This is a genomic window from Clostridium mucosae (genome assembly GCF_024622765.1).
In the GTDB taxonomy this organism is placed as follows: Bacteria; Bacillota; Clostridia; order Clostridiales; family Clostridiaceae; genus Clostridium.
The window spans coordinates 1-12109 of the sequence record NZ_JANKAF010000004.1 but is presented as its reverse complement, the minus strand read 5'-3'; the positions used below and the strand labels follow the sequence as shown (position 1 = coordinate 12109).

The following is a 12109-nucleotide window of genomic DNA, read 5'->3' as shown; positions in this document are numbered from 1 at the left end:
TTATTTCGAGATAATTTATCTATTTATTAAACAAATTAAATGCATATTAATTTATAAGTATAGTTATTTTTAATTATTTCTATCTATATATATCAACTATTAATCCTTGAATTTCATCAATTGAAGCAGCTATATTTAAATTATCTTCTTCCCCCACTAAAAGTGATTTAGTAAGCTCTTCAAGCTTTTGATCTATGGTATCTACTGTTATAAAATATTGTGTTTGCCAAAAGCTTATATCCTTTTTGGTATCATACATAAACTTTAAAATAGACTCTAAATATTCTTTTATTATTTTCTTATAAGCTATAACATCACCATATGTTTTAGTAATTACTAATCTATTACCTTTTTTATGTATTTCTTCAATCATTTGATTCAATTGCTCTTCAGACTTTCTTTCTCTAGCCTGATTAAAACTTTGTGAAAAATCTTTTTTTTCAGAGACAACTCTCTTATCTTGCTTAATTGGACTCTTCCTATTTATTCTACTAATTTCCATAATACCCACCTTTTTTTATACTATATAGTTTAAGTTTTCTATTTAGATTAAATATATATATATTAGCCCTTTACTTCAAATTTAATATAATTACATAAATTATTAATTAAAACATATATATTATATCATTAAAAAATATCTTTTCTCACTTTTTTTTCCATGTATTAATATTAATAAAAGTAAATATGCTATACTTATATAAAAAGTTTAATTTTACAAATATTAGAAAGTTTGGAGGTATTTTAATGTGGTTTAATAAAAGTCATGAGGAAATAGTTAAAGAGTTATCATCAAATGTAATTAATGGACTTTCCTCAAGTGAAGCAAAAGCAAGGTTAGAAAAAAATGGTCTAAATAAACTTCAATGGAAAAAGAAAAAATCAACTTTTCAGCTTTTTTTATCTCAAATTAATGATGCTATGATTTATATTTTAATAGTTGCGGCAATAATATCAGCAATTGTAGGTGAAGTAAGCGATGCAATCATTATTTTAATAGTAATATTTGTTAATGCAATCATTGGAGTCATCCAAGAGTCTAAAGCTGAAAAAGCTCTAGAAGCACTGAAAAATATGTCAACTCCCAAAGCTCTTGTTAAAAGGGATGGATCAATTATTGAAATTCCATCCGAAGAAGTCGTTGTTGGTGATATAGTAATAATAGATGCAGGAAGATATATTCCAGCTGATTTAAGACTAATTGAATCTGCTAACTTAAAAATTGAAGAATCTGCTTTTACAGGTGAATCTGTTCCTGCTGAAAAAAACTCAAATATCATAGAAGAAGAAAAAGATGTTCCTATTGGAGATCAACATAACATGGCATTCATGTCTACCCTTGCAACTTATGGTAGAGGAACAGGTATAGTAATAGCTACAGCAATGGATACTCAAATAGGTAAGATTGCTAAAATGCTAGATGAAGAAGACGAAAACACTACCCCTCTTCAAAAAAAATTAGCTCAATTAGGTAAGATTCTTGGATTTGCTGCTGTTGGAATTTCCATAATTATGTTTATAGTCTCCATGTTCCAAGGAAGAGATTTTTTAGAAATGTTTATGACTTCTATTAGTTTAGCTGTTGCAGCTATTCCTGAAGGCTTACCAGCTATAGTAGCAATAGTTCTAGCTCTTGGAGTTCAAAGAATGATAAAGGAAAATGCTATTATTAGAAAGCTTCCTTCAGTAGAAACCTTAGGCTCTGTTAATATAATTTGTTCAGATAAAACTGGTACTTTAACTATTAATAGAATGACAGTAAAAAAGTTCTATGTTAATGGAAATACTAAACCACTTGAAGAAATAGATATAAAAAATAATGAAAGTAAATTACTAATTGATGGTATGATTTTATGTAATGATGCCACCTCAAAAGATGGAGTTCAAACTGGTGATCCTACAGAAGTTGCATTAATTGATGTAGGTAATAAGATTAACATATTTAAGGAAGAACTTAATAATATCCATAGAAGAGTAAATGAAATTCCATTTGATTCTGACAGAAAACTTATGACCACTGTAAATGCTTATGATAAAAAATTTAATGTTTTTACTAAAGGTGCTATAGATAGTATTTTAAAAATATCAAATAAAATATTAATCAATGGAGAAATTAAAGAGTTTACCAAAGAAGAAAAGGAAAAAGTTCTAGATGCTTCAAATTTAATGTCTGATGATGCATTGAGAGTTTTAGCATTAGGATATAAAGTTATAGATAATGAACATGTTTCTATCGATGAACTTGAACAAGACTTAATTTTTGTTGGCCTTATGGGCATGATAGACCCTCCAAGAGAAGAAGTCAAAGGTTCAATTCAAAAGAGTAAAAATGCAGGAATTAGAACGATAATGATAACTGGTGATCATAAAAATACTGCTGTAGCTATTGCTAAAGAGCTTGGAATTGCAAGCGATATTTCAGAAGCTATGTCTGGTAGTGAAATAGATACTTATTCAGATGAAGAGTTTACTAAAATAGTTAATAATTATAGAGTTTTTGCCCGTGTATCACCTGAGCATAAAGTTAAAATTGTTAAAGCCTTTAAAGCTCATGGTAACATTGTGTCTATGACTGGTGATGGCGTTAATGATGCCCCATCATTAAAAGCAGCTGATATAGGAGTTGCTATGGGTATTACAGGAACAGATGTAGCAAAAGGAGCTGCAGATATGGTATTAACTGATGATAATTTTACAACTATAGTTAGTGCTGTAGAAGAAGGTAGGAATATCTTTAATAATATAAAGAAATCCATCTTATTCTTATTAAGTTGTAACTTAGGTGAAATTGTTGCCTTATTTGTGGCTATATTATTAAATTGGGCTGCACCACTACTACCAATACACATTCTTTGGGTGAATTTAATTACTGATAGCTTTCCTGCTCTTTCTCTTGGTGTTGATCCTGGAGATAAGGGAGTTATGGATCTTCCACCAAGAAATCCAAAAGAAAGCTTATTTGCAGGAAAAATGGGTAAATTATTAATATTAAATGGTATTTTAATAGGTGCAACTACACTATTTGCCTTTGTACTTGGAGAATATTTATATCCAGATTCACTAAGACATGCTCAAACTATGGCATTTGTTGTACTTAGTGTTTCACAATTATTCTATTCCTTAGCAATGAGAAATGAAACCAAATCCCTATTCCAAGTTGGAGTGTTTAAAAACAAATGGTTAATTGGATCAATAGTATTTGGTATCTTATTACAATTTGCTATAATAACTATACCATTTACTGCATCAGTCTTTAAGGTTTATAGATTAGCCTTTAAGGATTGGGGAATAGTAATATTAATATCTTTAATTCCATTTGTTATAAATGAAATAATAAAAATATTCTTTAGAATGAATGAAAGGAAAAAATAATTTAGAATCAAAAACTTAATATTTAATTTGATACTTTAGTATTAAATATAAAATGAAAGAATTAAGGAAATAATTTAGCATGCTAAATTAAGAAAATAAATTTTTCTAAACTTCTGAGAAGTTTATTCCACAATTCTTTCATTTTTTAATTCTTTCATTCTTTCATTAATTATCAATTATCCCTTGTCCATTATCCATTAAAATATGTTTCCTTCTTTAAGCTTTCCATTATCCATTGAATAAATTTTATCTGCTACTTTTTCTGCAAAAGCCATGTCATGTGTTATTATAAGCATACTCATCCCTTCTTTTGCAAGGCTTCTTATTAAGCTTGCTACTTCAACAGTTAGCCCTGGATCTAATGCAGAAGTAGGTTCATCAAAACACATTAACTTTGGATTGAGTGCCAATGCTCTTCCTATTGCAACTCTTTGCTTTTGTCCACCTGATAATTCATATGGATAGCTGTCTAATTTGTCTTTTAGTCCTAAAAACCCTAAAACTTCTGCTGCATTTTTCCTTGCTAATTCATCTGATTCTCCTAAAACTCTTTTTGGTGCTTCAATTAAATTTTCTAATACACTCATATGTGGAAATAGATTAAAGTTTTGAAATACTAAACCAATTTCTCTTCGTGCTTCATTAAATTCTTGCTTTTCTTTATAGTCCCCTTCTTTACATAAAAATTTATTATCTATTTCTATAGTCCCTTCATCACAAAACTCTAATCCATTTACACACCTTAACAAAGTTGTTTTACCACCACCTGAAGGTCCAACTATAACTGCTATTTCTCCATTTTTTACTTCTAAGTTTATTCCTTTTAAGACTTCAGATTTACCAAAGTTCTTCCTTAATCCTTGAATTTTTAGCATTAGCAATCCCTCCTATTGATAGTAACTAAATCTTTTTTCAATACTCTCTAACACTTTTGTTATTATCCCATTAAATAGTAAATAAACAACTGCTATTACTACAAATGGCATTATAGATGAAAGTCTATTTGAAGCTATCTTTGCTATTTTTAATAATTCATCTAACCCTACAACATAAACTAAAGCTGTATCTTTAACTAGAGTAACAATTTCATTTGCAACTGGTGGAAATATTCTTTTTAATGCTTGTGGCATTATAATTCTAAAGAAAGTATCTTTTTTGCTTAATCCTAATACCTCTGCTCCCTCAAATTGTCCTTTATCTATAGATATAATTCCTGCCCTAAATATCTCTCCAAAATATGCTCCATAATTTAATACCATTGCTAATATTGCTGCTGGAAATCTTGGAATGCTTATATTTATTAATGGTAATCCAAAAAATATAAATAGAATTTGTAATAAAAGAGGTGTTCCCCTTAAAATTAATACATATATTCCTGTTATTGATTTTAATATCTTTATTTTAGATATTCTTCCAAGTGCAATTATGGCACCTAATGGTATAGATAAAATCAAAGTAATTATAAATATTTCTATTGTAACTTTTAATCCTTCTAAAACTTGTGGAATAAAAGCTATTATTTCGTTCATTAATTCCAAAGAAAACACCTCGTCTTAAATTAATTTAGTTATTTATAAGTTTATTTAGCTATTATATCTTCTCCAAACCATTTTTCTGATATTTCTCCAGCTTTACCTTCATTTACTAGTTCATCAAAAGCGTTATTAAAGGCTTCAACTAATTCATTATCATCTTTTCTCATTCCTACTGCATATGATTCTTTACCAAAGTCTTCTTTTAAAACCTTATACTTTTCAGCACCTCTTTGATTTATATAATACTTAGCTAATATTTCATCGGCAACAACTGCATCTACTCTACCTGCCTCTAAGTCCATCAAAGCTTCATTATTAGTTTCAAATGTAACTATTTTTCCATCTTTAAAGCTATTAACTGTATCCTCCCCATCAGATTCTATTGCATCTACTGCACTTGATTGATTTTGTGCAGCAACTACTGCATTTTTTAAGTCTTTCTTTGAATTAATTTTTGAATTAGCTAATGTTATAATAACTTGTCTATTATTTAAATATTCTTTTGAAAATGCAACCTTTTCTTTTCTTTCTTCAGTTACGCTATATCCATTCCAAATAAAATCTATATTGCCATTGTTAAGTTCTGTTTCTTTCATACTCCAATCTATAGGTTGAAATATAATTTTTTTATTTAATTTTTTACTAATTTCTTTTGCAAGTTCTATATCAAATCCTGTATATTCACCATTATCGTCCTTAAATCCCATTGGAACAAAAGTATCATCAAACCCCAATACTAATTCTTCTTTATCCATAGAATTTTCAACTTTCTTTTCTCCGCAAGATACTAATGCTAATGCCATTACTCCTAATAATGAACTAATTAATAATCTTTTTAATATTTTCATGATTAAATCCCCCTTTATTTTGCTTATCTCTTTATTTATTTATTACTTTATCACAGTAAAGTAATAAAGTCAATAAAAAATACAATAATTTATTTCTATTACTGCATTTTTATTGCTAACTTTTAATTATTTTTCTTAAATTATATATAATAATAGTTGTAATTGGAATTATTAATATCCAATAAAAGGTACCTAATTGTAATTCTTCTAATTTTACTAAATGTCTGTATAAAATTATGCTTGAATAAATAAAATCTATGAAGATAATAAATATAATTGAACTTTCTATAGTTATAAAATAAGTTATTAAAGAAGTTAAATATATAACTCCAAGCATAATAAAATTTTCATATTTAAAATTAGTACTAATAATATTTGAAAAAATAGCTAAAAAGCAATTATATATTATAAATACCGAAATTATTATATCTATATTTTTATTTTTCTTAGTCATTAAAATCTAGCTCCTTTTTATATACATTACTAGTATTAACACTTTAAAAACTACCTATTCTTATTATTTTTAACTTTAGCATATATTTTATTTAGTTCTTATTTCTTTATTTTTATACTACTCACTATTATAGACGTTATAATAAACATAAGATAAATAATTATTCGTATAAGGCGCAGTCTCAGAAATCTATTTAATATCTTTTTCATTTTGTATATATTTTTTCCTGATAAATCAGCCTATAAAAAAAGACAGTACAAACTGTCTCTTTTAAAAATTATTTTAATCTTGTTCCTTCTTTTTCTTGAACTATTTTTCCACTCTTCATAAGACCACCTAAAGCCATCTTAAAGTAATTTTTACTTGTATTAAAAGTAGCCTTGATATCTTCTGGATTTGATTTATCATTAAATGGCATAAAACCACCATTTTTATTTAAATATTTAAGTATATCTTCTTGAATTTGTTCTCTTTCATTTAATCTTGTTTTTCTTGGAGTTAAACCTATAATTCCATCTTCATATATTCTTTTTATCCTTAACTTCATTTCAGTTCCCGGATAAATTTCAGTATAATATTCATTTGGTAATACTATCCCTTTATACTTTGAATCTATAGCCACATGGACAGTTCCACCTTCACTCTTAGAGTATACTTGAGCTATAACCTCGTCTCCAACTTTAAATTCTTTTTCTTCTTCTTGTGCATTTAATAAGTAATTTTCTACATCTGTAGTTGCTGCAAGTCTTCCTGTTTTATCTACATATATGTAAAATAAATATTTGCTTCCTGTATGTAATTTGAATCTTTGTTCTTTTATTGGAACAAAAATATCTCTATCTAGCCCAAAATCAACAAATGCCCCAAATTCTGTTTGGAATACTACTTTTAAATAAGCAACTTCTCCAACAGTAACCAAAGGTTTTTTAAAAGTTGCTATTGGTCTATCTTTTGAATCTCTATATACAAATACCTCTATTTTATCTCCTACTTGTATTTGTTTATCTTCTGTCATAGATTTAGGAAGTAAAACATCTATCTTCCCTTCATCTCCTAAATAAAATCCAAATTCTTTTTCTCTCTTAACTTCTAAAACATTATATTTTCCTATATTAATCATTTTTCCTCCTAATTTTATAAGTATTTTTTACTTAACTCAACATAATTATTAGCAGATTTTTTTATATTTTCAATTTCATCTTCTGTAAGTTTTCTTATAACCTTTGCTGGACTTCCAAGAATAAGAACTCCATCTTCATATTCTTTACCTTGAGGTACTAAAGAGCCAGCTCCTATTATAGTATTCTTCCCTATTTTAGCTCCATTTAATATTATTGAACCCATTCCAACTAAAACATTTTCAGAAATTGTACATCCATGAATTATAGCACCATGACCTACAGTTACATTTTTACCTATAATAGTTTCATAATCAAAATCAACATGAACAACTGAATTTTCTTGAATATTGGTATTTTCACCTATATATATTTTGTTCATATCACCTCTTAATCGTGTTCCAAACCAAATATTAACATTCTTCTCAATAACGACTTCTCCTATTATATCAACACTCTCAGATATATAGCAAGTCTTATCTATTACAGGTTTTATTCCATTAAATTCTTTTATCATTTTTACTTCCTCCAATCTAGTAAGTAATCCTTAAAGTTATTTTATCATTACTGAATATTGTTGTCATTATTTATAGTTATTCAATACTATATATAGATAAGTAATAATTTATTGAGGAGCTTATTTTGGGAAGAAAAAAACATAAACAATCAAAAGAATTTGATCAAAGTAACATAAAATTTTATTATGGTATTCCGCATTGTCATACTGAATTTTCAACTGGTAAAGGTTCTCCCATCGAAGCTTATGAGTACGGTTATAGATCTGGTCTAGATTTCATGTTTATAACAGATCATAACTCTTATTTATCTAATGAAATAACTATTAAAGATGATAAATACTCTAAGTTCCAAGGAACTAAGGTTTATGCCTCTAAAATAAAAAAGAAATATGATAGTTTTTTACCCCTAGTTGGTTTTGAATGTAAGACCTATCTCTATGGAGATTTGAATATAATGAATTCTTCAAACTTTTTTACTGGAGCCGTAAGAGATTTAAAAGTCTTGGCATTATGGATGCTAAATAATCCTGATTCATTTATTTCTATAAATCATCCACATAAAAATATAAAAGCTCTACCTTATAATTCAGTATTAAATAAATTAATAACATCTATAGAAGTTGGAAATGGAAATCCTGCTAGTAAATATACAAGGCATGATCGCTACTACTTTAGCCTACTAGATGATGGGTGGAAACTTGGTGCTATTAATGGTCAAGATAACCATAAAATTAATTTTGGTGATTCTGAAAACTTGACAGTTTGCATATGTAATAGTCTTTCCACTAATGATATTATATCTTCTTTTAGGGAAAGAAGGACATATTCTACTGAATCACGATATTTAAAATTATATTTTACTATAAATGATAGTTTTATGGGTGAAGAAATTACTATTTCTGATGATAAGCTTAGATTTATGATATTTACAGAAGATATCAAATATAAAATAAAAGAAATTCAAATAATAACTAATAAAGGTACTATAATAAGAACAATCGAAAATATTAATTTAAGTAGCATTAAGTATCTTTATGAGCATAAAAGAGAACCCCATGAAAATTGGTATATAATAAAAGTTATTGAGGAAAATAATAAAATTGCTTTTAGCTCTCCTATTTTCATAAATAATAATGATGATATAGTTTAATAAGTTTTAAAATAAATATAAAAATAAATATGGCATACATTATGTTTACTTCATAATTGTATGCCATATTTATATCCAAAATTTTAATTATCTTTTTGATTTTGCATATGTTTAACTCTATTAGGCTTAGCTTTAGGTCTTATTTCAATTTTCTTTTCTTTCTTCTTTGGTCCACCTGTACTTTGAATATCAAAGAACCATAAGAAGAACCAAACTATTACTAAAGTAAGCCCCATATTTATCCACATATTATTTGTTTTTATAAAAAATTGGGCTAAAAATAGAACTAGTGCTATGGCTAATGGAATCCATTTATTTATTCTTACCTTTGAAAATACATATTTTTTACCTAAAGTAAATAGCAGGATCATTAACCCGATAGTTACTGCAAAATATGCTATAGCAATTAATATCTGCATGGTATTATTCCTCCTTTAAAAAGCTTCTATATACTATATTAAAAGAAATAGTAGATATTTTCAAGATATATGCCTTTAAATATTTACAACATTATATATTTTTATACCATATTACAGCTAATAAAATCTTTGATACATTTTAAATACCTATGTTTTACTAATTATTACTAATATATTAATATTTTTAGTTAAATTTATTAAATTTATTATAATTCCCTTCTATTTTAATAAATTTTTTGATAGAATAAAGAAAGAAATTATAAAATGTTAATATGAGGTGATTCTATGAGTTTAAATTTGCCCTATCAATTAGATGAATTAGATCTACAAATACTAGATTTATTGATAAAAGATTGTAGAACTCCTTACTTAGAAATAGCAAGAATTTGCCATGTAAGTGGGGGAACGATACATGTTAGAATGAAAAAAATGGAGGAACTTGGAATAATAAAAGGAACTAGAATTCTTTTAAATTTACCTAAGTTAGGTTATGATGTATGTTGTTTCGTTGGAATATACGTTGATAAAACTTCTTCTTTTGATTCAGTTTTTGATGAATTATCTAGAATTAAAGAAGTTGTCGAGTTACACTTAACAACTGGAAATTATTCCATTTTTGCTAAGGTAGTTTGTAGAAATATTACTGACCTACAAGATATATTATTAAATAAAATTAATACTATCAATGGAATACAAAGAACAGATACAATAATTTCTTTAGACCAACCTATTGATAGAAATATATCTATATAAAAATACATAAAATAATTCCTTTTGGTTACACTATTTATTGTAAACCTATTTTAAAAGGAGTGTTTTTTATGAAAGTTTTAGATTCAATAGCACTTATTTTAGTTATAATTGGAGCTGTTAACTGGGGATTAATTGGATTCTTTCAATTTAACTTAGTTGATACACTATTTGGAACAATGACTGCATTTAGCAGAATAATTTATGCTTTAGTCGGAATAGCAGGTCTATATTCTCTATCATTCTTTGCTAAAGATAGATTTATGGGTTCTAACTAAGCAATTTAATTAAAGTTTATTTAATTAAAATTAAGAGAGTGTGGTTTTTCACACTCTCTTAACTTTTATAAATGTTTACATTTCAATAAATCTAATTTTTACAGTATGCTATTATATATTTTTAATATCTTCGAAATAGTAACCTAAATTATCTATATACTTAACTATTTGTTTTAAAATTGAATTTTCATTATAATTGCATTTTACATCTCCACTATCATCTATTGAAACATCTACACTTTCTATCTCTATACTTAGATGATAAAATAGACTAAGTTCTTCATCCTTTTTCTTATTCTTTATCCTATCAATCATGACTTTCCCATCATCATCATCTACATAGCTCATTGGTGTTGGAATATATTTTGTAACTCCATTGCTTTTGCTAGTAATTATATGTTTATTATATATTCCTATTTGTGGTTCATAAATTATTTTAAAATATTCTTCAAATATCTTTTGTTGATCCTTTGTTACCCTATAATGAGGTGTCTCCCAAAAGTCAATTGGTATATTGAGCTTATCTGATATCCTTATTGCCTCTTCTACTCTTCTTCTGACTTCTTCTTTATCATTATATCCATCAGCTCCAAATTCATATCCTGAAACACTATCACTATCTTTATATTGATGAGTATATCCATGAAGTCCTATTCTACCACCTCTATTTACAATATAATCTAATGTAAATATAAAATTTGAGTTTTGCATTGATTCATTTTTTGATATATCATTATCGATATTATTAGTATTATTTATATATCTTGGTATCCATCCTATACTAAAATCTTCTTGATTTTCATGCATATAATCCACTACTGCTCTTACTTTTTCAAGTGCTGATTTTGCAACATAAACATCTCCTGCAGTAAAGTCCTCAAATCTAATAAATGCCTCCTTCTTTTTATTGTTACTTTTAATCTTTGCATCATTAAATTTATTTATTATTCTGTTCGATATATATATATCATTTTCATCATAATCCCAATAAGTATTAAGCTTTAAAATTTCACATAAATCAAAAAATGATATATAATATTCATCATTTCTCTTGAATATGTCTCCTCGCAATTTTCTAACTTCATTATCTTCTGTGTATGTTCTATTACTTATATCTATATTAGCAATACTTTCTATTTTTAAAGTATCATCATTTAATTTAATGTTTTTTCCTAGGTATTTTAAAAACTCAGAAATCGGTATATATAATCTATTATTTTCATATAGCACATCATTATTGAAATTCATTTTTCTATTTAAGAAAATAAAGTATATGCTATACGGGACTTTTTTAGCATTCATCTCATCATTTAATCTTTTTTTATACCCCCCTTCACTTTCCAAAAAATTTGCTCCCCGAGTACTTGAATATTTTGAAATCACTTGATTTCTATTTAATTCAAAAAAACTAAATAAACATGAAATATGCATAATTAATAGTATTATAAAAGAAATTTTAAATCTTCTTTTCATAACTTTCTATCTCCTTATAGATAAATTAATAAGATTAATATATACTACTAATTTATATTCTACATATAAAAAGGGGCTGTTGCAAAATGATTTTTAATCATTTTGTAGCAACCTCTTTTTTTGCATTTTAAAATTGATATTTTAGGGGTTATAATAAAAACATACTATGAAATATCTGGTTAAATATTTATTTT

Annotated in this window: 13 protein-coding genes; 4 read left to right on the top strand and 9 right to left on the bottom strand. The window is 26.5% G+C overall.

All coding sequences use genetic code 11. From position 1 onward, the window contains the following. Nucleotides 1-79 precede the first annotated feature (79 nt). The gene (locus NSA50_RS06425) at nucleotides 80-502 is read right to left on the bottom strand and encodes a YaaR family protein (protein WP_195263341.1); all 423 of its coding nucleotides are present in this window, start codon (nucleotides 500-502) and stop codon (nucleotides 80-82) included. 245 nt (nucleotides 503-747) lie between these two features. Between NSA50_RS06425 and NSA50_RS06420 the strand changes: the two genes are divergently transcribed. Continuing rightward, a complete protein-coding gene (locus NSA50_RS06420) occupies nucleotides 748-3372 on the top strand; it encodes a calcium-translocating P-type ATPase, PMCA-type (protein WP_257443879.1) in 2625 nt (874 codons plus the stop codon). A gap of 197 nt (nucleotides 3373-3569) precedes the next feature. Here NSA50_RS06420 and NSA50_RS06415 read toward each other — a convergent pair whose 3' ends face one another. The 6 genes from NSA50_RS06415 to NSA50_RS06390 form a co-directional block, all read right to left on the bottom strand. Further along, the gene (locus NSA50_RS06415; protein ID WP_195429468.1) at nucleotides 3570-4247 is read right to left on the bottom strand and encodes an amino acid ABC transporter ATP-binding protein; all 678 of its coding nucleotides are present in this window, start codon (nucleotides 4245-4247) and stop codon (nucleotides 3570-3572) included. Nucleotides 4248-4259: 12 nt separating this feature from the next. After that, a complete protein-coding gene (locus NSA50_RS06410) occupies nucleotides 4260-4901 on the bottom strand; it encodes an amino acid ABC transporter permease (RefSeq protein ID WP_257444196.1) in 642 nt (213 codons plus the stop codon). A gap of 50 nt (nucleotides 4902-4951) precedes the next feature. Further along, on the bottom strand, nucleotides 4952-5755 hold the full coding sequence (locus NSA50_RS06405; RefSeq protein ID WP_257443876.1) for an amino acid ABC transporter substrate-binding protein: 804 nt from the start codon (nucleotides 5753-5755) through the stop codon (nucleotides 4952-4954). A gap of 115 nt (nucleotides 5756-5870) precedes the next feature. Beyond that, nucleotides 5871-6209 (bottom strand): hypothetical protein, encoded by a 339-nt coding sequence (locus tag NSA50_RS06400; protein WP_195263337.1) that lies wholly within the window; start codon nucleotides 6207-6209, stop codon nucleotides 5871-5873. Nucleotides 6210-6486: 277 nt separating this feature from the next. Continuing rightward, the gene (locus tag NSA50_RS06395) at nucleotides 6487-7329 is read right to left on the bottom strand and encodes a CvfB family protein (protein ID WP_195263336.1); all 843 of its coding nucleotides are present in this window, start codon (nucleotides 7327-7329) and stop codon (nucleotides 6487-6489) included. Between the two features lie 14 nt (nucleotides 7330-7343). Continuing rightward, entirely contained in the window at nucleotides 7344-7844 is a 501-nt protein-coding gene (locus NSA50_RS06390) for a gamma carbonic anhydrase family protein (RefSeq protein WP_195263335.1), read from the bottom strand. A 125-nt stretch (nucleotides 7845-7969) separates the two neighbouring features. Between NSA50_RS06390 and NSA50_RS06385 the strand changes: the two genes are divergently transcribed. Further along, entirely contained in the window at nucleotides 7970-8995 is a 1026-nt protein-coding gene (locus NSA50_RS06385; RefSeq protein WP_195263334.1) for a PHP domain-containing protein, read from the top strand. 83 nt (nucleotides 8996-9078) lie between these two features. On the opposite strand, the gene NSA50_RS06380 is transcribed toward NSA50_RS06385, so the two are convergent. After that, on the bottom strand, nucleotides 9079-9414 hold the full coding sequence (locus NSA50_RS06380; RefSeq protein ID WP_257443870.1) for a hypothetical protein: 336 nt from the start codon (nucleotides 9412-9414) through the stop codon (nucleotides 9079-9081). 285 nt (nucleotides 9415-9699) lie between these two features. Here NSA50_RS06380 and NSA50_RS06375 point away from each other — a divergent pair, with 285 nt between their 5' ends. Together NSA50_RS06375 and NSA50_RS06370 are read left to right on the top strand one after the other, a co-directional pair. Next, nucleotides 9700-10167, top strand: coding sequence for an Lrp/AsnC ligand binding domain-containing protein (locus NSA50_RS06375; protein ID WP_195263332.1), 468 nt, complete (start codon nucleotides 9700-9702; stop codon nucleotides 10165-10167). Between the two features lie 68 nt (nucleotides 10168-10235). Continuing rightward, nucleotides 10236-10442, top strand: coding sequence for a DUF378 domain-containing protein (locus NSA50_RS06370; protein ID WP_195263331.1), 207 nt, complete (start codon nucleotides 10236-10238; stop codon nucleotides 10440-10442). Between the two features lie 111 nt (nucleotides 10443-10553). On the opposite strand, the gene NSA50_RS06365 is transcribed toward NSA50_RS06370, so the two are convergent. After that, the gene (locus tag NSA50_RS06365; protein ID WP_257443867.1) at nucleotides 10554-11786 is read right to left on the bottom strand and encodes a DUF2334 domain-containing protein; all 1233 of its coding nucleotides are present in this window, start codon (nucleotides 11784-11786) and stop codon (nucleotides 10554-10556) included. Nucleotides 11787-12109: the final 323 nt, after the last annotated feature.